Below are 22396 nucleotides of genomic sequence, written 5' to 3'. Positions count from 1 at the left end.
CATGAAAAGATATATGCAAAACATTAGTGTTATCGCTTGCTTATTGATTGGAGCAATAAGTAACGCACAGAGTACCGATAGAAATTATGTTAATACGAAGGTGTATCAGGTGCCTCTTACAGAAATACAGGCAACGACATCTGGAGATGATGATAAAATTCAAACGATTTCTTATTTCGACGGATTAGGTAGAATACTACAGGAAAATGCAGTGCGAGCCGGAGGGAGTAAAGAAGACATCATCACGTATCATCAATATGATGGATATGGTAGAGAAAGTATAATATATTTACCGTTTGGTGACCCAAATAACAATGGAGCTTATGAAATAAATGCAGATTCATACGCGCAAGAATATCATTTTGATACCCATACCGATGTTGGTAGTAGAGGACGTTTTATAACTTTCCAGAATTCGCCACTAAACGAAGTGAAAAAGGAACGTTTACCGATGGATCGATCACAACGAACTTCATTTTCTCAAGGAGAAATTGAGTATGAAAATGGATTTAATACTGTAGAAGATAATATCAGATCCTATAGTGTTGATTATCATGATGAATCAGATATAGTTACATACGGTTCTTATTTGAGAAAGCATCCAAGCTTTATAATTCCTGATAATAGACTGTATAAAAAAACTACTAAAGATGAAAACTGGGAGCCTTCTTTAGGCAAAAATCATACAACCGAAGAGTATACCAACCCAAAAGGTCAGGTAGTTCTAAAACGAGCCTATAATAATGGAGAGAGCCATGATACCTATTATGTATATGATGTGCATGATAATCTTTCCTATGTGATTCCGCCTTTAGCCTCAGAAAAAGAAACCTTATCGCAAACTGATATTGATGATTTATGTTACCAATACCTATATGATCATAAACAGCGCTTACGTATGAAAAAGATCCCGGGAAAAGATTGGGAATACATCGTATATGATAACTTAGATCGTCCAATACTAACACAAGATGTTAATCTTAGAACAAATAAGAAATGGTTATTTACTAAGTATGATGTCTTTGATCGAGTGGTCTACACAGGTATTTATACCCATGGTAGTGTATTAGATCAATTAGCGATGCAGGAAGAGGTAAATAATTATACAGAGTTAAACGAGGTTTTTAATGCATCTTCTACTTGGACAGTAGTAGGTACTAAGATTCAATATTCTAATACAGTATTTCCAACGACTAATTTAGAGGTGCTAACGGTTAATTACTTCGATCACTATGACATGGATATAGTAAGTGAAATTACGACCGTAGAATATCCTTTAATTACAGAAGCTATTACGTCTTCGTCTGTTCGAAGTTTAGCTACTTACAGTAAAATAAGAGTATTGAATACTAATGATTGGATAGAGACCAAAACCACGTATGATGATAAGGGGCGTCCGATAGCAGTAGCTACATATAATCAATATCTAAATACGTTAGATGTTATCGAAAATCAATTAGATTTTACAGGAAAACCGATAAAAACCAGGAATTATCATCAAAAAGATGATCAAACACCTATTGTTACTATAGATGAGTTTGCCTATGATCATGTTGCGAGATTAGTAGCACATCATCAGCGAATTGGTGATCATACATTACCATTGTCAACTGCAGAAGACGATGAAATTATTATTGCCGAAATTCCTGAAGATAATTCTGCGTTATTAGCAAACAATACTATTATATTAAAACCAGGTGTTCATATTATTGCCAGTAGTACCAATACATTTAGTGCTTCTATTGCAGATGGGGCATCAAACTCAGAATTGATTGCAAGCAATCAGTACAATGGTATAGGTCAATTAGAACAGAAAAAAGTTGGTAACGCAGAGAACCAACCATTGCAGACGGTTGATTATCGGTATAACATACAAGGATGGTTAAGTGGTATTAATAATCATAGTATTAGAGAAGAAGACAATTTTAGGGATATAAGTACTGTTACTTTAGACACAGGGGATTTGTTCGGAATGCAGATTAATTATAGCCGCTCAACAACGGATGTAACTCCACTTTATAATGGTAATATCAGTCAGATTCACTGGAAAACTGCATCCGAGGATAATTCACAAAAAACCTACAAGTATCAATATGATGCGCTAAACAGAATAACGAAAGCTACTGATAATACAGATAAGTACAATTTAGAGGCTGTATCCTATGATCAAAATGGTAATATATTAGCATTAGAGCGAAAAGGACTTATCAATACAAGTACTGGAAGTTTTGGTATAATGGATGATTTAACTTATGATTATCAAAAAGGGAATCAATTATCCTATGTTACAGATGCTAGTAGTGTCACAGAAGGATTTAAAGATGGAAATACCAATGGTAATGATTATCTTTATGATGAGAATGGAAATATGATTGTAGATAAAAATAAAGATATCACCAATATTAATTATAATCATTTAAACTTACCAACTAGCATAAGTTTTAGTGATAATTCTGGAATTATACCCATTCTTATTGGTTCTATAAGTTATATATATGATGCTGTAGGAACTAAGTTAAGTAAAACAATTACTTATAATACGGGTGCATCGAATACTACTTCATACGCAGGGAATTTTATATATGAGAAAAATATAGTTCCTAGCTGTGCTGGTTGCCCTCAACCAGATGAAGAACTTAAATTCTTTAATCATCCTGAAGGATATTTAGAGCCTAATAGTACTAGTGGATATGATTATGTATACCAATATAAAGATCATTTAGGAAATATTAGATTGTCTTATTCAGATAAAAACAAAGATGGTGATATTGATTTAATACCCGGTTCTATGGAGAACGAAATCATAGAAGAAAAGAATTATTATCCCTTTGGACTACAACATAAAGGATACAATAACACCATTACTGGTAGGAAACATAACTACGGTTTTGGGGGGAAAGAAGAACAAGATGAACTTGGTTTAGAATGGATGGATTTTGGAGCTAGGAATTATGATGCTTCATTAGGACGATGGATGAACCTTGATCCTCTTGCAGAGGAAATGAGAAGGCACTCTCCGTATAATTATGCGTTTAATAGCCCCATTTTCTTTATGGATCCTGATGGAATGATGCCTCAAGGATGTTGTGGTGACTTTTTAAAAGGATGGAATAAGACTGTTAGAAGCTTCAATCGTAGTTTTAATACAGCAATGCATAATCTGGTTAGTAACCCGATAGAAACATTGCCCGAAATTGCTTCAAACACCCTAAATAATATTGGTCAATTAGCTCATGATGTTATTCCTGGGTTATCTGAAGTTACAGGTATTGAAAATAAAACGGAGAATGCAATAATTAGCGCAGCAGAAACGGTCGCAGACGTACCTAATATGTCAGAAGCAGAACTAGGAGGACTAGCAGCTGGAGCGGTAATATTTTTGACAGAAGCTATTATTGAAAAGAAAGTTCCTTCGCTCCCTTCAGGGAAAAAGCCTCTGACAAATCAAGCATCAGACATAAAAAACAATCTAAATGATGGAAAATACTCTGTTCATGTACAAACTTCAAATGGGTTAGTAAGATATGATTTAGAAGGAAGAGCTCACGGAGGAGTGGATACTCCACATAAACAATCATATAAAGTAAATACCAATCCAGAAACAGGGAAAACTAACCTTTCTCGAACATCAAAAAAAGCAGAATCAATGAATCAACAAGATATTAGAACAGTTAGAAAAACTTTAGAGAAAAGAAAACAAAATAATAATGGAAATTAAGGATAAATGGACAGATGCCGATTTTGATATAATGGGCTGGCATGATTCTAGGTTATATCAAATAAAATTCCCTGATGAGAACTACAACTTTACATTGTTTTTAGATTATATTTTTAAATGGGAAAAACAAAATGATGAAACTTTTAAATTTTTAGTATCCCCTTGTGAGTTAAAGTTTGAAAATATTTCTAATTTTAAAATGTCTTTATCTTTTGAAAATTTTTTAGAGATTTTCATTGTAGAAATTAGACGTGAAAAATTAGGACTAACTCCTAACAAAAAGATGATGGAATGGAAATATATAATAGAAACAGATAGAGGTGATATTGAATTTGAATCAACTGGTTTTAAAATGAATTTAATCTCACAACCTATACTCAGTGATTATCAAAGTTTAAATAGTTAAATTTAACGTAACAATAATTAAGAAGCCAGTTACAGGGATGTAGCTGGTTTTTTTATGTCAATTGTTTTTGGATATCTTTCCATATTTTCACACTTTTTGTGTAAACCTATTTCAGGACAAGACACAGAGATGAAGAGTACTGGAGAAAGTATTTTATTTATTGATGATCTTAAAGATGATCAGTTTTAAGATCTATATTCAAAACGTAAGATGTACTTAAGTAAGTAATTTTAATAAAATATAGAATCTTAAATCCCGCTGTTATAGCGGGATTTTTTGTTTGTAAGTGATTATGTTTTTAAAACTAAAGAAAGTTTTAACTTTATACTTTTACCAATACATATATTATGATTAGATTTTTTATTCCTGTTTTTATGTTATTTAGTTCGATTATGCTCGGACAGGTGAATAGTTCGGAAATCCAAAAGCAAATTGATCAAACGGTTTGGAAACCGTTCCAGAAAGCGTATGAAGCGTTAGATGCAGTATCATTAAACGCGATATATGCAGATGAGGTATTACGTGTTACACCAAAAGGTATTGATACTAAGAATGTTTTTAAGAGTAAGAATGTAGAACGTCTAAAAGCTTCTAAAGAAAGTAATACACAAATAAAACTTGATTTCTGGTTCGATAGTAGGCATACCAATGACGATACTTCGTATGAAGTTGGTTTTTATAAAATAGGGATTACTGCGGATAATAAGACACAATACTTGTATGGACAATTCCATATTGCACTTAAAAAGATCAATGGTGTATGGAAAATAACACAAGATTGGGATACCACCACAATTAACGGTAAGCCGATTACTAAAGAAGATTTTGAGAAAAAGAAGTCTTTACGGTTTTGATGTTTTTCAATTTATGCTGCTGATTATGTTACAAGCATGTGAGATTTAGAAACGATAATTAGATAATTTCCCAAGGTGTGAAGAAAGTTTTAAGATGGTTATATCAAACAATGATTGTTCTGATTATTGTGTTTCTTCTTTTTGAGCTATCGTATCGATTTTCTGTTATTGATTTTTATAAAGCAGAGTTTACTTCTCTAAATGGAGCTAATGATATCGAATCTAAGGATATAGATTATTTAGTGTTTGGAGATTCTTTTTCTGCCACAACAGATAATTATGTTGAGTATCTCAGAAGTTCTAGTGATAAAACATTTATAAATTCTGGCGTACAGGGAATAGGTGTGAAGCAGGTTAATACTTTCGTAAATCGACGAATACAGAAATATCAGCCAAAAAATATTATCTATCAGGTATATGTTGGGAATGATCTTATAGATGTTGATCACTTGACCAATTATAAAGAATTACCCTTGATAAGAAATGTATACTGGGATGTATCCGATATGTTTCTGAGTAGTTCTTATGTCAATTATCGGTTAGGGCATTTTAAATCGAGCGTTGCACCAATTAATAAGACGTTTAATGATCAAAGATTTAGTGTAAAGGATTATAATCAGCGAAGCAAATTATATTTTAAGTCGGATTCAGCATACTTATATAAATCAGTAACAGCAGAAGGGAGTTTTCAACACCGATATGCTATCTGGATTGATGAATTAAAAGAATTTATAGAAGGAATCCCAACTGATGTCCAAGTCTTTATTGTTTTTGTCCCACATTGTTCGCAGTTAAATTCTTTTTATTTCAATAATATGCGTGAATTGGGAGCAAAGTTTTCTGATGAAACTGAATTTAAGAAAATGGAATATGGTTTTTTTGAAAAAGCTTCTTTGGATATACAACAATATAAAAATGTGACTTTACTAAACCCATTAGAACAATTACGAGAAAAAGATACGAAAGAGAAAAGACTTTATTATCTTAACGATCCTCATTTAAACGAGTATGGTCAAAAGGTTTTAGGCACTTTTTTAGAAGAGGAATTATTATCAAACGAATAGAGTGTGAGTTATATTTTAGGAATTTCAGCGTTTTATCATGATTCAGCAGCTTGCTTACTTAAAAATGGTAAAATTATAGCCGCTGCTCAAGAAGAACGTTTTACTAGAAAAAAACATGATCCTTCTTTTCCTAAAAAGGCTATTGAGTTTTGTTTAAAAGAAGCAGGCATAGGGATAGAAGAGATATCACTAATCGTTTTTTATGAGAAACCTTTTTTAAAATTTGATAGGATTATTAATTCTATTCAAGCTAACACACCTTTTGGTTTTTCTTTTTTTAGAAAATCTATTAAATCTTGGACAAAAACCAAACTTTGGATTCCCGCAATTATTAAAAAGGAATTAGCATTTACAGGTAACGTTTTATTTTCTGAACATCACGAAGCACACGCAGCAGGAGCTTTCTTTTCTTCACCTTTTTCCGAAAGTGCTATAGTTACGATAGATGGAGTGGGAGAAAAGGCTTGTACCACTATAGGCTTAGGTAACAATAATGAAGTAAAGATTATAAAAGAACAACATTACCCACATTCTTTTGGGCTTTTATACAGTGCATTTACACAGTATTGTGGTTTTAAAATTAATTCTGGAGAGTATAAGCTAATGGGATTGGCTCCGTATGGTAAACCGATTTATAAGGAGTTAATTCTAAAACATTTTGTTACAATTACAGATCAGGCAGAAATACATTTAGATCTTAAATATTTCTCATTCGATAAAGGAAAAACTACAATTAACAAGGCATTTTGCGACGTTTTAGGACAATTAGCTAGAAAACCAAGTGAAGAAATGACATCGTTTTATTGTGATGTAGCAAGTTCTATACAATCAGTTACCGAGGACTTTTTGGTAAAATTACTTAGGTATACAAAGAAAATAACTAAATCAGACAATGTATGTTTATCAGGAGGAGTAGCGCTAAATTGTAAAGCAAATGGAGAGTTGCTTACTAAAGATATATTTAAAAATATATGGGTGCAACCAGCAGCAGGAGATGGTGGAGGAGCAATGGGAGCGGCTTTCGTGGGATGGTATCATTATTTAAAAAACGAAAGAACTTATATCGATAATACATTACCAGAACAAGCATATCTAGGAATTGGTTATAGTAATGATGCTATAGAAGCTGTTTTAAAGGAACATCAGATTGATTATAGTTTAGTAAATGATAAGGAGTTATGTGAAGAGGTTTCGGATCAGCTTAAAGGCAAAAAAATAATAGGTTGGTTTCAGGGTAAAATGGAGTTTGGACCCAGAGCTTTGGGTAATCGCAGTATTTTGGCAAGTCCGTTATATAGTGATATGAAAAAGCATGTGAATATGAGAATCAAAAAAAGAGAAGGGTTTAGACCTTTTGCTCCCATAGTATTAGAAGAAAAAGCTAAAGATTGGTTTTTGGATAGTATATCTTCTAAATACATGCTTTTTACATTTAGAAGTGATAAGAAAGAAAAAATACCTTCTTGTATTCATGAAGATGGCACAGCTAGAGTTCAAACGCTCTCTTCAGAAGAAAACCCATTGTTACACCAATTAATTTCTTCTTTTGAAGATAAAACGTCTTGCCCTGTATTGATTAATACATCATTTAATGTTAGAGGCGAACCTATAGTTGCGTCTCCGTTAGATGCGTTGAGATGTTTTTTTCAGACTGAAATGGATATATTGGTATTAGGTAATTATATAATATACAAAGAAAGAAATAGGAATGTGAGTGAAACACTTTCTAAACAAATAAAGTATGAGTTGGATTAGTGGTGTTATAGATATTGTTCAGGATAATAGTAATGCTAAAAGAAAGCAACGACAATTTGGAGGATTGGTATTAGTACTATTATTGTTAATTTTTTGTGTCTCTGTATATAAAGATGGATTTATATTTAATGCAAAACAAACTAATGCAGCCATTAGTTTTATGGTAGTTTCAATAATTACAATTTTGCTGCCGATATTGTTTTATCCTTTTCTATTCGTTTGGTTATTTGTTGGTAATATTTTGGGAGAGATCAGTTCTTTTGTTATTTTAGGGATAGTCTATTACTTACTTTTTTTTCCAATTACGTTTGTTTTAAGAATTACAAATAAGAAAAAAGCGACTACTGGATGGATAGATAAAAAAGAAAGTATCGATTATGAAAAATTATATTAGCAATGAATAAATCAGGGATATTTTTAGAGTTTTTGAAGTTTTTGATGCATCAAAAAAAGTATTGGTTGATCCCAATTATTATTGTTTTAGTTTTATTAGGAGCTTTATTAGTTTTTACAGAGAATTCTGTTGTATCACCCTTTGTCTATTCTTTATTTTAAAAACCACATATAAAAAGAGGGATCATTTTAATAATTAAAATAAAATAGTAACATAATTGAAACCAGTTTTTATTCTTTTAACGGGTTTGTCGGGTAGTGGAAAAACTACTTTGGGAAAAGGTTTAACAAATTACTACTCAAGTATAGAAAATAAAGTCTTTCATTTAGATGGAGATGATCTGCGCAAGGCATTGCACTGTGATTTAGGGTTTAGTAAAGAAGATAGACATAAACAGTTAATCTTAACGGCCGAGCTATCGATCTCTTATCTTAAGAAAGGAATCAGTGTTATTGTTTCTCTTATAGCTCCGTATAATGACCATAGATTAGATGCTAAGAAACTTATAGAAAATGAAGGTTTTGATTTTAAACTAATTTATGTTGATTGTTCTATTGAAGGTTGTATAGAAAGAGACCCCAAAGGATTATATAAAAAAGTGCTAAAAGGAGAAATAAAAAATTTCACAGGGATTGATGATCCATACGAACCTCCTAAACAGGTAGACTTACATATACCAACTGAAAAAATAAATTATCAGAGCTCATTAAAAAAAATGATAGAGCATAGTTTTATTAAAACAGAACCTAAAAAATTATAAATAGAGCTACTTTTTTAGAATATGATATATACTAGGTATAAACTCACACACTATAATGGAAACTAAAAGAACGGATTATCTTTTCGTAATGGGGCATATGAGGAGTAGGTCTTCTTTGTTGACTCATATTCTTTTATCACACCCTACTATGGTGGGACTTGGAGAAAGTAACGCGATATATGAGAGTAATTTAAAATTACTTTATATGAAATCTAAGACCTTATTAAAGAATAGGTCTGTTAATTTTTTAAAAAAAACCTATGTAGATCAAATAAATCATAATTCGAAAACTCCAAATCCAAAGATTTTTCAAAAAAAGAATCTTAAAGTGATTATTCTGACACGACCTCCTGATCCATCAGTAGCTAGTATTATGGCACTTACTAAAAAACATTATACACCATGGTCAGATGATAAATCAAAAAAATATTATCATGATCGGATGTCTTACCTAATAAAACTGAGAGAAAAATTATCTAATGATCAGTGTTTAGTTATAAATTCTGAGGAGTTAGTGCGTACACCAAATGTAATTTTAGATAAAATAAGTGAGTTTTTAGAGATGTATACACCACTTAAATCGGAATATGAAACATTTAATTTTACAGGTACCAGTGGTGATCCTAGTGCTAATATAAAAGAAGGAAAAATTATTAATAACTCACAGTACATTGATGTTGATACATCTAAATATCCAGAAGAATACGAGTTGTTTAATCAATTGATTAATATGTAATAGATATTAATTGTAATAATCAAAAAAAGATTGGATATGTTTTTTAGCAAAAACATTTCCTTTTTTACTCCAATGCCCATCACAAGTTAAAAACTGTTCTTCAGAATCTTTTATGGAAATTTTATCTGTTTCTAAAAGAAGATCCAAATATTTGATTCCTATAGATTCACAAAAAGCGGACATTTCTTTACCTAAAGGATTATTTTTATGTTTTTTGTAATTTTGAATATCTCTTAATACTGGAATTGTAAAAACCATAACCTCTCTTTCTCCAGCTATTGATTTAATCTGTTCTAATGAATACTTTAGGCGATTTAATTGCTTTTCTGAATAATTAAAATATCCGGGAATTTCATCTTCAGATACTATTTTATTATCTTTTTTTATAGATTGTTTTAATACTGATTTAGCATATAAAAGAACGTTGTATGAATATGTGAAATTTTTAAATATTTTTTTAATAGGTTTAAGTTTTTTACTATGCACTCTTGACTTATGGATGCTATCCAGATGATAGGTCAATGAATAATGCGGATAGTCTCCGACGAGATATGGTCGATATCGGTCCGAATTAATTTTTAAGTTTATTTCATAGTCATCATCAATAAAGTCGTTTGCAGGTAAAACACCTATTAAAATGGCATCATGAGTGTAAGAACTAGCTAATGTTTTATATAATATGTAATATTGTGTAGATCCAAAATTGCCTGCCATTCCAAAATTTAAGTGTGGTATTTTTTTTTCATTTTCTAATAGATTTGATAGTCTGAATTCTCTAGACACACCTACACCTTCGATAAATGAATCTCCAAGAACCAATACTCTCTTATTAGAACTTCTTATAGCTCTTTCTTGATCTCTAAAACCCTTGGAATTGGATTGATAAGTTACATCAAAGCATGTTTTTTTTTGCCTATAATTATTATTTGGGAGATGAGAGGTTCCAAAATTTTTATTAATGTCATACCAAAAGCTCTGAGTATTCTCTAAAGAGTATGTGGGGATTTCAATATTAAGGTTGCTATTCTTCGTATATATAGCTAGTACTACTTCCAAAAGAAGGAATGTAAAGCCAAATATTAAAATCAATTTTTTAAATAAAGAGATTAAGTACTTCTTTTTAAATAAATTATGATTCATTGAATGAGATGTTCTAATGATGATATATAAGTCCTAAGCTAGTTGATATTATTAATTGATGTAATAATATCATTAGCAATAATTTCACTTATTATAGAATTACCATATTCAGAAATATGGCAATTGTCAATAAATATATTTTCTTTACTAGTGTCAAAACAGTTACTGATATTAATAAAATTATTTGAGTTTTGTAATATTGAATCAGTTGTCAATTGTTGATATAACTTATTAAACACCTTATCTAAACCTTCATGTTTGTTATATTGAAGGTTTTCATATTCGGTTCTTAATTTCTTGGTATAAACAGATGGTTGTAAGTAATTAAAGATATTAAAACGATATTGATTGCTGATAGCGTCCGTAATTTTAATATTATTTCTATATCCTTTTATAATTTCATCAAGTATAGAGTCGTTTATGATGACATCATATTTTTCTTTTTCTACGTGCTTTAATTTGTTTTGTAGTTTTTTAACACCCATATTAACATTACTTGATTTAAGTGCTAATATGAATTGTTTGTTAGATTTTTTGATAGCATCATATGACTGTTTTATTGGTTCCCGAACGTTTTTTAAATAATTAGGATGTTTTAAAAGTACTTCATTAAAACCATCATAGAAAACAACAATATCGGGTTTTTTTCCTTTTTTTAAAGCTTCTATTAATAGTGCAGTTTCCTGTGATCTGCTATAAGCGGGAACACCGTAGTTGGTAATATGAAATTTTTTTGTTGGCGCTTTTTCTTTTAATTTTTTGGATAATAATGACGGTATTGTCATTATATCTCTAGCTCCTTCGCCAAACATAGTAGAACCACCAAAACAATAGATAGTATATGTAGAATCAGTTATGATAGTGTCTTCATTGATAGTTTTTCTATTACCTTGTATATCAATATTTATTGCTTTACCTGTATATGGTTTAAGTTTATATTCCGTAAATGGATCCCATTCATAGGTTAGCTTATGGTAATCATTGTAAAACTGTTTTATAAAAGGAATATCTTTTTCAGAATATGAATTGGATGCTAAGACACGGTCTATTTTATTAGATTGATGTTGAAATTTTCTGTTTTTGAAAAAAAAACCAAGGATGACTTCTAATATTACTAATAAAAGGAATGATATGAAGATAATGATAATGAAATCCTTAATTTTTTTTCTCATACTTGTAAAGAAGAATTATAGGTCAAACAATTGTTGATTTTATAAAAAAACGACAAATAGAATTTAATATAAGTCTCAAGAGTTTATTATTAGATATTTAATTAAATTTAGTCATAATCTTTAATATCTAGTGATTTTAAAAAAAGTATTTAGTAATCATAGATTATAGTAAAGAAAGATTTGGTTATGATTAAATTTTTAGTTTTTGTGTATGAATAAGGTTTTTCTAGATTTAAATTACTACTCAGAGAAGATAAAAAAACCAGATTTATTAATTAAAAAGTTTAATTATAGTTTAGGGTACCTTCCGTATTTGAAGGATAAAATACAAACAATTTCATTGAATAGGATTGCAGTTAATTTTTCCATGAAAAAAGAAGGGGTACAGTATTTTTTTTATAAAGGGAAGAAACTGAAAAAATATAATATTCCTTTTTTGTACCATAATTTCATAAATAAGTTAGCACCAGATTATATTTTAATACATGGAATGGGATATGGGAGGTATAGTTATTTTCTAAGGAAACAATTACGTAAGAAATCAATAATTTTGGTTCAAGTTCAAGGATATGCTGAAGCGCCCAAAGGTTTAAAGAAATTAATATATACTTGGGCTGATAAATATATAGATGGTTATTTTTTTACAGGAAAAGAAAATGCCAAAGATTGGGTAGCGTCTGGAGTTTTTGATAATAATAAAGTTTTCGAAGTAATGGAAGGTGCTGCCAATTTTACATTCAACCCAGAGATTAAGAGAAAAAAGGAATCTTTTTTATGGGTCGGGAGATTGGATAAGAATAAAGATCCAATTACTGTTTTGAGTGCTTTTCAAAAATACCTGGTTAAAGAACCTTTGGCTACATTAACGATGGTATATAATGAGTTTGAATTATTAGAAGAAGTAAATGAATTGTTAAGCTCAAGTACACTTTTAAAGCAAGCAGTTAATACTATAGGGAAATTAGATAGAAAAGAAATCGAGTTATTATATCAAACTCATGAGTATTTTGTTTTGGGATCTCATTATGAGGGTAGTGGATTTGCACTTGCAGAGGCAATGACGTGTGGTTGTGTTCCGATTGTAACTAGTATTCCGTCTTTTAATTATATGACTAATAATGGAGCCTGTGCTTTATTGTTTGCACCAGGTAATGGAGAAGAACTATTTAATGCATTTTGTGAAACAAAAACTATAGATTATTCTAAAAAACAATCAGAATTATTGCAATGTGTAGAAGATAAATTGACTCATAAAGCAATAGCTGAAGATATTTATCAAACGTTTCATTATTTAGAATCAAAAAAACAAGAATAGATTACATCTGCGGTATCTTCAATTTTAAAATGCCTAATCCTTTGAGTTTCTTGATTTTTATTTAATAAATCCATTGATGTTTTAATTAAATCCGCTTTATTATCTTCATAGAAAAAGTTCGTTATGTTTTCTGATAAAGGGAATGTACTAATTACTTTGCAACCACTATACAGAGCTTCTTGAACAACCATAGAATTCCCTTCGAATTGTGACGTATGTAATAACAGTTTACTATTATTTAAAAGATCTCGAACCTTGTTATTGGGTACATACCCCATTAATGTAATATTTTCTCTTAGTCCTAGTGCATTAATTTTAGTAGTAAGCATTTCTTTTTCTTCTCCATCCCCACAGATAACAACATTTATAGTATTCAACGCTTTCTTTAATTCGAAAATAATTTCAATAAATAAAGAATAATTTTTTAATGCGCCCAAATTTCCTACACCAATAATATCAATGGTTCTTGATCCAATATTCAGTTCCGGAAAGCTATTGGTATCTACAGCTACATTGGCAATTTTTTTAGCGGTAATACCCCAATGTTTTTTTAAAACCTTTTGATGGTTTTTTCCCACTACAATAAGTCGATCTGCGGATGGCCTGAAGAGTTTAAAGTATTTGTTATTTGATTTTACATCTTGTCCTTGCAACCAAGTAAAATGTTTAACTCTAAAAAATATCCTAAGTAACTTACCAACAATAGCGGTGTCACTATACCAGAAAGATAGGATTCCGTCATAGTCATTTCTGCCAAAAAGTTTGGCACCTTTTATAAAGGCTTTACTAATCACCAATATACTATTCCATTTGGTTTTAAATCCACCTCCAATTGCATACACTTTAATAGAGTTAATATTGTATTCCTCTTTTTTAATAGGATATCGGAGTGTAATTATATCTATTTCTAGATCATCAAAATTAGTATCTAAGTAATTACAGAATTGATAAATAAAAGGAACGATAGTATCCTCATTTTTGTTCCCTGGAAATAGTGGCGTAATAAATAACAACTTTTTCTTCATCCCTTTATGAGATTGCTGTTTTGAAATGTGTAATGTTTCTCGGCAAATTTAGAGAGGTCTTTATTATGAAAAACAGCAACTATCGATAATTCATTTTCTGTTGTTCTACTTTTTAAATATTTCATAATTTTTATCTCTAAATCTTCATTTAGTTGATTTGTAGCTTCATCAAGTAATAGAATTTTGGGTTTTGTATATAAGGCTCTAATCAAAGCTAAACGTTGTTTTTGTCCACCAGAAATACTTTTACTATCAATGTTTAATACAGTATCAAAACCATCGTCTAAATTTAGAAACCAATCTTTTAGATCAAAACTATCAAAGAGGTGATTTATATAGTTATAATCAACATCTTCTTTTTTATTCATTGTTATATTTTCAATCAATGTTCCTTGAAAAATAAATGAATGTTGCGATAACATATATACGAAAGGAAACGATGCTGTATTCGAAATAACATTTTTATCTAATATGATCTTACCAGATTTAAATGGAAGCATTCTACAGATAATATGTAGTAAGGTCGTTTTTCCGCAACCAGATTTGCCCATAATTCCAATAAAGTCACCTTTCTTTATTTCTATGTTACAGTTAGATATAATTAAATCGTTATTAGGGTAATTAAAATTAATGTTTTCTAACCGTAAAGAATTTTCGAACAGATTTTCATTTAGTTCATTAGGTTGGTCAAATTTGTAAGAGGCTAAAATATCAACAGCATGTTTGTTACTTTTTAAATCTATGTATGCGTTAATGATTTTATTGAATGACGGAATAATTTTAATAACGGCACTTCCATAAAAAGAAAGTAATACCAGATCTTTCATTGAACTGGAGTTTAATAATATAAAAGCAATAGAAAATGAAATAAAAATAATTGTCATTACTTCTAGATATCGTACATTATTTTGTTTAAAAGTGCTTAAGGATGCTAGCGTGTCATTTTGTTCCTCATAGGATTTGCCAAATCGATTAATGAAATCTCTTTCTGATTTAGAACTTTTTATTTCAATGATTCCGTTTAAGATATTCATTAAATTATTTAAGGTGTCTCTATATGATTTAGAAATGATTTCATTAAAGCGTTGTGTTTTGCCTTTACGCAAAAACAATAATAATAGTGCAGAAATAGAGACAAAAATTATAGAAAAAATAGTTGCCAAAGGATTAAGAATAAATCCTGCTATCATAATCATAGATATTATAATTATTTCTGATGTTAAGTGGTAAATCGGGATAAGAATATTAGTTACGAAAATAGTTGGAAGTTTATGAAAATCTCTGATTAATTCTCCTTTATCGATGAGGTAATATTTTTCATAGTTTCCATAGGTAAAACTGGATACTAGTTTCTTAGATAACAAAGTACCAATAGAGTAGAGGTATTTTGATTGTCGGGATACAATTTTAGTTTGGAGTAAATTTTTTAGTAAATAAAAAACTATTAGAATTATAAGGGCATATAGTATATGCTTTTCTTGATAAGTAATACCAAAATGGGAAACCAAAAAATCATCTACTTTCTTTTTATCAATTATTAATAGAATAAATGGTGTTAAAAACGCGATGGAAATGAAGTCTAAAATTGAATTGACAATAGAAATAGAAAAGAAAAAGGGAAGTCTTTTCCTTTTAGATAGAGGAATTAGATATTTTATATGTTCAATTAATTTTTTCAAAATTTGAAATGAAATGTTTTAATTATTGTTATGTGCTGATATTATTAAGGGTTTCTTGTTGATATAGATTTTTTTTAAATAATATCCTGAAGATTAATATCAGATTATATTTTATCATTTCTGTATTCATTTTAAGAAAGTTTGGAATTAAAACTCCAATCAAGGACCAAAGTAAAAATAAACGATTTGAACTTGAGAAATTAGAATTGTTAAGTAGTATATAATGTAATGCTGAAGTTCGGTAATAGAAACCTTCTTTTGGACTGATTCGATTCGTTATTTCCTTGTGATGAAAGGCTTTTGTCTTTTTTAAAATGGTAATATTGAAACCTAATTTAATACAGGCATCATAATTATCTCCAATACCATTAAATACGAAAACGGGATCAAATAAATCTTCTTCAGGTTTTCTTATCATTGCACCCATTAATGAAAAAAAAGGAAAATCATTTTCATCTTTATTCCAGTTTACGAAAATAGGCCATCCTGCTTTTGAGATTTGGTTTCCTTTGTTAGATAATTTAGTTTTTATTCGGTTAACAAGAATATTGCCTCTTTTACTTTTAGATAAATCAGAAAAGATAGAAAGTCCAAAGAACCAATTATAAATTAGTTTTACATCAGAAATCTCATTGGCATATGCCCATTCATCTTTTGTATTTTTTTCTAAAATTATTCCACTAACAGCTTTTTTAGAGGGATTTTTTTTCAGATAGTCATATAATGTTAATGTATATTCTTCTTCGAAGACTAAATCATCATCACTTAATAAAATAATAGGATTTGAACTTAATTTAATACCGATATTTCTTTGTTCACAAACTGAAGGAGTGGATCGCTCCAAAATTAAATTAATAGTATTAGGTGGTGTAATGAGATCTTTAGTTGTAAAAGCTTGATCACTGGAGTCAATAATGATTATTTCTTTAGGTTTTAGAGCCTGTTTATATAGAGAATCTAATACTCTATTTAAAGATTCTAATCTATTTCTGGTTGGTATTACAACACTAATCATATATCATCCATTTTTAAATAAAGAATTTTATCTCAATTTATAATATTTCATTAGTAGTAAAGCGGCTATCGATTTTACTTTTAATTTTAATTTTTCTTTTAGGTTATTTCTGTTTTTAAAATAGTTTACTTCATTAACAATTCTTCTTACAGCAAAATCATAGAATTTACGATGATAAGTTCTTTTAAAATCAATGTCTCTATCTGTTGAGGTATTCCAATCCGGTTGTATAGTGATATCATTTTCGATTTCATTATATAGAGAAGTTCCTTTTATTGGATAAGCAACAGTGATTGTAAAATGAGTAGGGTTCGCTACTTTTAGATGATGTATGGTTTCTGCGATATCTTTTTCATCTTCACCAGGATATCCTACCATAATAAAAGTTCCTGTTTCGATACCTAATTGATTAGTTTTCTGGATGGCTTCTCTTACTGTTTCTACTTTAACTCTTCGATCCATTGCATCCACTATTTTTTGTGAACCACTTTCTGCACCAATCCATATCCGATAACAACCAGCTTCTTTTAACTGTTGTAAAACTTCATCATTTAAACGTTCTGCTCGGGTAATACATTCAAAAGGAATAATAGCATCTTGTTGTATCACTTCTTTATGAAATTCTGCTAACCATTTATGACTTACTGTAAATACATCATCAACAAACCATATGGTATCAGGATTGTATTCTCTTTTAAGCATAGCTAATTCTTGTGCTACAAGATTAGCAGGTCTTCTTCGATAACTCTGTCCATAAACTGCTGTACTACACCATTTACAAGTATATGGACAACCACGCTGAGTACTAATGGTCATAGAACTTTGTCCATGGTTATTTTTCCAAGTATCAAGATATTTTTGCATATCAATAGCTTCTCGGTTTGGGAGTGGAAGCACTGATAAATCTTTCATTTTTATTCTGGCAGTAGTTTTTACTACTTTGTCATTATCTAAATATGCAATTCCTGAAACTGCGTGTATATCGGTTTTGTTTTTAATCGCTTGATGGAGTTCATATAACGTTTCTTCTCCTTCACCGATTACGATATATTGAGCACCAGATCTTAAGTAATTTTCGGTGTTATAAGTAACATCAGGACCTCCTAGTACTATTTTTGGGAAACCGTACGTAGCTTCTGTAACTAGTGTTTTAATAAGTTTAATGACTTCTACTTTAGTCATTAGATTTGCATATATAGCTACTACATCTGGTTTCTTGGATGCTATAAAACTTAGTTGCTCTTTTTTAGAGCTAAATGTTGTGTCAAAAACATAATTCTCTAAACCGTGCTCTTTTAAGTATCCAGAAATATAAAGCTGTCCTAGAGGAGGATAGGGTTTCATGATCCTTTGTTCCTTAGGATCTGTACTTAGATAATATGCGTGGGTAAGAACTATACTCATTTTTTGATGAGGGAGATTAGATAATGATCACTATATTTTGATAGGAATGCGAAACGACGGAAAAACATATCCAGATTTGATAAGATTTTTAAAATTCCCGACTTGTTCTTAAAAAACGATTCAAGATAAGAAGGAGGGATCCATAATCCGATGGGTTTTAATTCATTTGTTTTAAATAATTTGCTAGATATTTTCTGTATCATTTTTGGATTATAGTACCAAGTATTTACATCGACTCCGTCGACATTTGCTATGACTACATTATCAGTATTACGTCTAAAAGCTTGTTTGAATTTACCTTTCATCGTGAAATAAATATTCTCCATCAAACATTGCTTAGGCATAATAACTCCTACGATTATGCCATTTGGTTTTAATTTTGCCTGAGCGGCTATAAAAAACTCTTTTAATTGATCTGGAGAAAGACAATTTAATCCTCCAAAATCTGAAAATATCAAATCAAAAGGTTGTTCAGAATTTAATGTGCTTAGCTTGTTAATATCTAGTTGTAGAAACTCTAGATCTTTGATCTGGTTATGTTGCTTCGATTTAGCGATTGAAATCATTTCTGATGATATATCTGTAGCAATAACACGATGTCCTTGTTCAGCTAGCCATATTGCATCATGACCAGTACCACAATTAATTTCTAGAATATCTAATTTTTGATTTGGCGGAAGCATTTTTGTCAAATGATCAAACACCAAGTTTCTTTGGAGTTTGCCAATTTTACTATGAGTAAAAGTAGTATCATAGGTTATCGCCGCTATGTCAAAACTCTCATTCATTAATATGTTCCATTCTTTTTAAAATCTGAGCATCCATATATGCACTTGGGAAATAATACAGTAAATATGATATTCGTTTTAGTGTATTAGTAGAAATTTTAGAAGGACTCTTTAGAGTAGCTTTTAGGAATCGTAGTCCTTGACTTTTTCTATATTCCTTATGTACATATCTATGTAGTTTTTTATAGTATTTAGAATTATAAGTACTCTTAAACATCATGGCTAAATCATCCGAGTCTGTCCAATTTGCTTTGAATCGAAGATCATCTTTTACTTTATCATAAAATTTAGTTCCCGGAAGTGGATAAGATACGGATATACCTAGGTCATCTGGAACTAGTTCTTTTATCATTTTTATAGTTTTAGAAATATCATCTTTGGTTTCACCGAGATAACCAAATTGAATAAAAAATGCTACTCGTATATTCTTATCTTTTAGTAACGTTGTGGCATTGTATATTTCTTCTACTTTAGTTCCTTTATCCATAGCATCGAGGATGGATTGAGAACCACTTTCTGCTCCAACCCAAACTTCTTGTAATCCAGATTCAGCAAGAGCATCTATAGTATCTTCTTTAAGTAATAAATCAACTCTACTTTGGATGTAATATTTTAGTGTAGTATTTGTGTTTTTTAGTTCTTGATTAAAATTCTGCACCCATCCTGGAGTTAAACCAAAAATATCGTCACACATCCAGAAACGTTCGACATCATAGTTTTTCTGTAAATATTGTATGTGATTTACTATATATTCTGGAGAATGCGTATTATATCTATTTCCATAAATTGGTTTAGCGCACCAGTTGCATTTAAATGGACACCCTCTGGTAGTAGCAAGATTTAGAGTAAATTCTTTACCTCCATCATGCCATACTTTTTTATAAGAATTAATGTCCACAAGATCCCATGCGGGCATAGGTAACTCATCTAGTTTTTTTAAAACTTCTCGTTTAGGATTAGTAACAGTGTTTTCATCTTTTTTATATACAAGGCTTTTAATTTTTTCTATTGGCTGCTCATTTTTAAGAGCCGAAATAAGTTCTAATAAAGCCAATTCTCCTTCTCCTTGGATAATATAATCAGCACCATTGTATAAATATTTAGGATAATGATCTGTAGCATCAGAACTATTGACAATTATAGTGCAATTATGGCTTTTCCCAATTCTCATCATCTCAAAAGCGGCTTCACGCATAGTAGTTAGACACATTTTTGTCAAGTAATTAAAGCCATCATCATATAAAACCATAAATCTAGGTTTCTTTTCTATGATTTCTTTTTCAATGTCATATGGGTTATCTCTTAGGTTGGTGTCAAAAAGATCAACCGTAAAACCCTTTTCTCGCATTAAAGAAGCAGCGTATATAGTTCCTAATGGAGGATAAGGTGTTTGATTCTTCCATTGTTTAAGATCTAAAGGGTAGTAATAAGAATGTGAAAACAAAATATCAAGCATGCTCTTTTTCTAATTCTATATTATATTTTAATTGAAATTCATTGTACCGTTTGTTTAACCTGTCAATGACCTTTTTCTGAAAATTTCTAGGATGATGTTTGGATACCCCATCCGTTGATTTCATTGCTATGTCAAAATCATCTTTGTGTAAAGTCTTAAATTTAGTATTCCACTTTTTTAATGTCATTTTTAGAAAAATACGTTCTAAACTATTTCCGATTTTAGTGTTTAGTATTAATTCTATAATTCTAGTTATTAGAGGCTTGCTTTTTAAATTTTTGACGGAAGATTTACCTATTTCTAAATTGGGTAAAAAGTTAGAAACCCATTGGTTTTGTCTATAGAAACTAGTGAAATCTCCAGAAACCGGAATTAACGTTAATAATTCGGTAGCCGTAAATATGTTTTTTTCTGATATTTCTAATGAATTTTCCGCTATAAAGTAATTGATACAAAAGAACTTTCTGGAATTGAATAAGAATATTTTCTTGTACAACATTAATAGCGTTCTTGCAACCCATAGACGTTCTGATTTTGTAATCACAAAAAAATCAACATCACCATCTTTATCATGATAATTTTTTGACAAAGCGCCAGAAATACCAACAGCTTTTACATAAGGAAACTTAGCAATTAAAGTACCTTTTTTAATTGCTTTTTGCATAACAGATTTAGCCATTTTATTTCCTTCTATACGACGAGAAACAGATTGTAAGTTTCCATCTAGAAAATAATAACTGTTATCATAAGAAATAACTCCCTTTTTTTTGAGATATTCAAGTTCGTTTTTGATTTCACTTTGATCAGAGGCAGCAGAAAACAAATAAATCTCTTCGGCTGAAAGAGGATATTTAAAAATGGAAAAATATAGCAACGTTTTAAGAGATTTCACCGAGAGTTGAGTTTTAATTAGACGTTATTAAAAATAATATTATGTCATTTTTTAATAATTAATTAGTGTGTTTGAATCTGAATATGTTGATTATATAGTTATTTACATAGCTCCTGATTATATATTAATAATATGGTTTTTTGAATGAAACCATATTCAAACAGTTTATTAGCGCTAATAAACAAGATTATGATACAGACATTCAATAAAAATGTACTAAAAAGGAAAAATTAGATTTAAAAAAGGAATATTTCAAGTTGAAAAATTGAAATATTAAAAAACTATTTCTTTTTTAAAATAAAATTTAGCGACACCGAAATATCATCAGCGATCTTTTTACTAACGATACTTGGAATTTTAATGTCGAACTCTTCAGGTTTTGTTATAAAAGATGAAGCGATAGAAATTGTATCATCACCATCTTTATTGACTACGCCTTTTACCTCGATTTCCTTTGTTTTTCCGTGTAATGATAATGTTCCTTTAATCGCATATTCATTTTGAATATTACTGATGTCAAAGTTTACAAGCTTACCTTTAAAAGTTGCTTTGGGATAATCGTCAGATTCAATATAGTTTTCATTAAAGTGTTCTTCCATCAAAGCATTCTTAAACCTGAAACCTTTTATTAAGGCTAAAGCAGCAAAGTCACCGTTATCAGTATTTAAAATGGCAGTTACGGTACTGTTTTTAGCTTTTACTTCTTCAAAAGATGGCACAGAAGCTTCAAAACTAATAGTACCTTTCTTGGTAATAAATTTTCCTTGCGCAAGAATAGATCCTGAAATAAATACTAATAAAAAGAATAAGATATTTTTCATGG

The 22396-nt window shown here is 30.0% G+C and carries 21 protein-coding genes; 11 read left to right on the top strand and 10 right to left on the bottom strand.

Features of this window, described 5'->3' with window-relative positions; all coding sequences use genetic code 11:
• The first annotated feature begins 1 nt into the window (after position 1).
• The 10 genes from J8L88_RS14605 to J8L88_RS14570 all read left to right on the top strand — a co-directional run bounded on the left by J8L88_RS14605 (position 2) and on the right by J8L88_RS14570 (position 9687).
• The gene (locus J8L88_RS14605; RefSeq protein WP_211061087.1) at positions 2-3718 is read left to right on the top strand and encodes a DUF6443 domain-containing protein; all 3717 of its coding nucleotides are present in this window, start codon (positions 2-4) and stop codon (positions 3716-3718) included.
• On the top strand, positions 3708-4124 hold the full coding sequence (locus J8L88_RS14600; RefSeq protein WP_211061086.1) for a hypothetical protein: 417 nt from the start codon (positions 3708-3710) through the stop codon (positions 4122-4124). The genes J8L88_RS14605 and J8L88_RS14600 overlap by 11 nt, the downstream gene beginning before the upstream one ends.
• Before the next feature lie 54 nt (positions 4125-4178).
• Positions 4179-4313 carry a hypothetical protein gene (locus J8L88_RS23670; protein WP_256439426.1) on the top strand — a complete coding sequence of 45 codons (135 nt, stop codon included), beginning with the start codon at positions 4179-4181 and terminating at the stop codon, positions 4311-4313.
• A 158-nt stretch (positions 4314-4471) separates the two neighbouring features.
• Complete coding sequence (locus tag J8L88_RS14595; protein WP_211061085.1) at positions 4472-4978, top strand: nuclear transport factor 2 family protein; 507 nt, start codon at positions 4472-4474, stop codon at positions 4976-4978.
• A gap of 77 nt (positions 4979-5055) precedes the next feature.
• Entirely contained in the window at positions 5056-6042 is a 987-nt protein-coding gene (locus J8L88_RS14590) for a hypothetical protein (protein ID WP_211061084.1), read from the top strand.
• Positions 6043-6045: 3 nt separating this feature from the next.
• Positions 6046-7797, top strand: a complete 1752-nt coding sequence (locus J8L88_RS23780) for a carbamoyltransferase N-terminal domain-containing protein (protein WP_211061083.1) — start codon at positions 6046-6048, stop codon at positions 7795-7797.
• Positions 7784-8191, top strand: a complete 408-nt coding sequence (locus J8L88_RS14580; protein WP_211061082.1) for an SxtJ family membrane protein — start codon at positions 7784-7786, stop codon at positions 8189-8191. Before J8L88_RS23780 ends, J8L88_RS14580 begins: the two co-directional genes overlap by 14 nt.
• Positions 8192-8193: 2 nt before the next feature.
• A complete protein-coding gene (locus tag J8L88_RS23570) occupies positions 8194-8352 on the top strand; it encodes a DUF5989 family protein (RefSeq protein ID WP_256439425.1) in 159 nt (52 codons plus the stop codon).
• Positions 8353-8408: 56 nt separating this feature from the next.
• Complete coding sequence (gene cysC / locus J8L88_RS14575; RefSeq protein WP_211061081.1) at positions 8409-8951, top strand: adenylyl-sulfate kinase; 543 nt, start codon at positions 8409-8411, stop codon at positions 8949-8951.
• A gap of 55 nt (positions 8952-9006) precedes the next feature.
• Positions 9007-9687, top strand: a complete 681-nt coding sequence (locus J8L88_RS14570) for a sulfotransferase (protein ID WP_211061080.1) — start codon at positions 9007-9009, stop codon at positions 9685-9687.
• Between the two features lie 6 nt (positions 9688-9693).
• Here J8L88_RS14570 and J8L88_RS14565 read toward each other — a convergent pair whose 3' ends face one another.
• Both J8L88_RS14565 and J8L88_RS14560 read right to left on the bottom strand, forming a co-directional pair.
• Positions 9694-10827, bottom strand: a complete 1134-nt coding sequence (locus J8L88_RS14565; RefSeq protein ID WP_211061079.1) for an SGNH/GDSL hydrolase family protein — start codon at positions 10825-10827, stop codon at positions 9694-9696.
• Positions 10828-10865: 38 nt separating this feature from the next.
• Positions 10866-11999 carry an SGNH/GDSL hydrolase family protein gene (locus tag J8L88_RS14560; protein WP_211061078.1) on the bottom strand — a complete coding sequence of 378 codons (1134 nt, stop codon included), beginning with the start codon at positions 11997-11999 and terminating at the stop codon, positions 10866-10868.
• A gap of 211 nt (positions 12000-12210) precedes the next feature.
• Here J8L88_RS14560 and J8L88_RS14555 point away from each other — a divergent pair, with 211 nt between their 5' ends.
• Positions 12211-13314 carry a glycosyltransferase family 4 protein gene (locus J8L88_RS14555; RefSeq protein ID WP_211061077.1) on the top strand — a complete coding sequence of 368 codons (1104 nt, stop codon included), beginning with the start codon at positions 12211-12213 and terminating at the stop codon, positions 13312-13314.
• On the opposite strand, the gene J8L88_RS14550 is transcribed toward J8L88_RS14555, so the two are convergent.
• The 8 genes from J8L88_RS14550 to J8L88_RS14515 form a co-directional block, all read right to left on the bottom strand.
• The gene (locus J8L88_RS14550; RefSeq protein WP_211061076.1) at positions 13287-14339 is read right to left on the bottom strand and encodes a glycosyltransferase; all 1053 of its coding nucleotides are present in this window, start codon (positions 14337-14339) and stop codon (positions 13287-13289) included. The genes J8L88_RS14555 and J8L88_RS14550 overlap by 28 nt on opposite strands.
• The gene (locus tag J8L88_RS14545; protein ID WP_211061075.1) at positions 14336-16018 is read right to left on the bottom strand and encodes an ABC transporter ATP-binding protein; all 1683 of its coding nucleotides are present in this window, start codon (positions 16016-16018) and stop codon (positions 14336-14338) included. Before J8L88_RS14545 ends, J8L88_RS14550 begins: the two co-directional genes overlap by 4 nt.
• Positions 16019-16046: 28 nt before the next feature.
• Positions 16047-17033, bottom strand: coding sequence for a glycosyltransferase family 2 protein (locus J8L88_RS14540; protein WP_211061074.1), 987 nt, complete (start codon positions 17031-17033; stop codon positions 16047-16049).
• Positions 17034-17060: 27 nt separating this feature from the next.
• Positions 17061-18437, bottom strand: a complete 1377-nt coding sequence (locus J8L88_RS14535; protein ID WP_211061073.1) for a B12-binding domain-containing radical SAM protein — start codon at positions 18435-18437, stop codon at positions 17061-17063.
• Complete coding sequence (locus J8L88_RS14530) at positions 18434-19225, bottom strand: class I SAM-dependent methyltransferase (protein WP_118385577.1); 792 nt, start codon at positions 19223-19225, stop codon at positions 18434-18436. The genes J8L88_RS14535 and J8L88_RS14530 overlap by 4 nt, the downstream gene beginning before the upstream one ends.
• Positions 19218-20681, bottom strand: a complete 1464-nt coding sequence (locus tag J8L88_RS14525; protein WP_027392031.1) for a radical SAM protein — start codon at positions 20679-20681, stop codon at positions 19218-19220. The genes J8L88_RS14530 and J8L88_RS14525 overlap by 8 nt, the downstream gene beginning before the upstream one ends.
• Positions 20674-21573 (bottom strand): hypothetical protein, encoded by a 900-nt coding sequence (locus J8L88_RS14520; RefSeq protein WP_027392030.1) that lies wholly within the window; start codon positions 21571-21573, stop codon positions 20674-20676. Before J8L88_RS14520 ends, J8L88_RS14525 begins: the two co-directional genes overlap by 8 nt.
• Positions 21574-21854: 281 nt before the next feature.
• Positions 21855-22394 (bottom strand): YceI family protein, encoded by a 540-nt coding sequence (locus tag J8L88_RS14515; protein ID WP_118385579.1) that lies wholly within the window; start codon positions 22392-22394, stop codon positions 21855-21857.
• Positions 22395-22396 lie beyond the last annotated feature (2 nt).

The organism is Aquimarina sp. MMG015 (assembly GCF_018100855.1).
Classification (GTDB): domain Bacteria; phylum Bacteroidota; class Bacteroidia; order Flavobacteriales; family Flavobacteriaceae; genus Aquimarina; species Aquimarina latercula.
The sequence above is the reverse complement of the archived record's forward strand: the minus strand, read 5'-3'. Positions and strand labels throughout refer to the sequence as shown.

Bases quoted from the DNA above. Each gene is read 5' to 3' on its own strand.
- J8L88_RS14540 (WP_211061074.1), bottom strand. From the start codon at position 17,033: ATGATTAGTGTTGTAATACCAACCAGAAATAGATTAGAATCTTTAAAT.
- J8L88_RS14600 (WP_211061086.1), top strand. From the start codon at position 3,708: ATGGAAATTAAGGATAAATGGACAGATGCCGATTTTGATATAATGGGC.
- J8L88_RS23570 (WP_256439425.1), top strand. From the start codon at position 8,194: ATGAATAAATCAGGGATATTTTTAGAGTTTTTGAAGTTTTTGATGCAT.
- J8L88_RS14555 (WP_211061077.1), top strand. From the start codon at position 12,211: ATGAATAAGGTTTTTCTAGATTTAAATTACTACTCAGAGAAGATAAAA.
- J8L88_RS14515 (WP_118385579.1), bottom strand. From the start codon at position 22,394: ATGAAAAATATCTTATTCTTTTTATTAGTATTTATTTCAGGATCTATT.
- J8L88_RS14530 (WP_118385577.1), bottom strand. From the start codon at position 19,225: ATGAATGAGAGTTTTGACATAGCGGCGATAACCTATGATACTACTTTT.
- J8L88_RS14605 (WP_211061087.1), top strand. From the start codon at position 2: ATGAAAAGATATATGCAAAACATTAGTGTTATCGCTTGCTTATTGATT.
- J8L88_RS14595 (WP_211061085.1), top strand. From the start codon at position 4,472: ATGATTAGATTTTTTATTCCTGTTTTTATGTTATTTAGTTCGATTATG.
- J8L88_RS14560 (WP_211061078.1), bottom strand. From the start codon at position 11,999: ATGAGAAAAAAAATTAAGGATTTCATTATCATTATCTTCATATCATTC.
- J8L88_RS14565 (WP_211061079.1), bottom strand. From the start codon at position 10,827: ATGAATCATAATTTATTTAAAAAGAAGTACTTAATCTCTTTATTTAAA.
- J8L88_RS14525 (WP_027392031.1), bottom strand. From the start codon at position 20,681: ATGCTTGATATTTTGTTTTCACATTCTTATTACTACCCTTTAGATCTT.
- J8L88_RS14550 (WP_211061076.1), bottom strand. From the start codon at position 14,339: ATGAAGAAAAAGTTGTTATTTATTACGCCACTATTTCCAGGGAACAAA.
- J8L88_RS23670 (WP_256439426.1), top strand. From the start codon at position 4,179: ATGTCAATTGTTTTTGGATATCTTTCCATATTTTCACACTTTTTGTGT.
- J8L88_RS14580 (WP_211061082.1), top strand. From the start codon at position 7,784: ATGAGTTGGATTAGTGGTGTTATAGATATTGTTCAGGATAATAGTAAT.
- J8L88_RS14535 (WP_211061073.1), bottom strand. From the start codon at position 18,437: ATGAGTATAGTTCTTACCCACGCATATTATCTAAGTACAGATCCTAAG.
- J8L88_RS14570 (WP_211061080.1), top strand. From the start codon at position 9,007: ATGGAAACTAAAAGAACGGATTATCTTTTCGTAATGGGGCATATGAGG.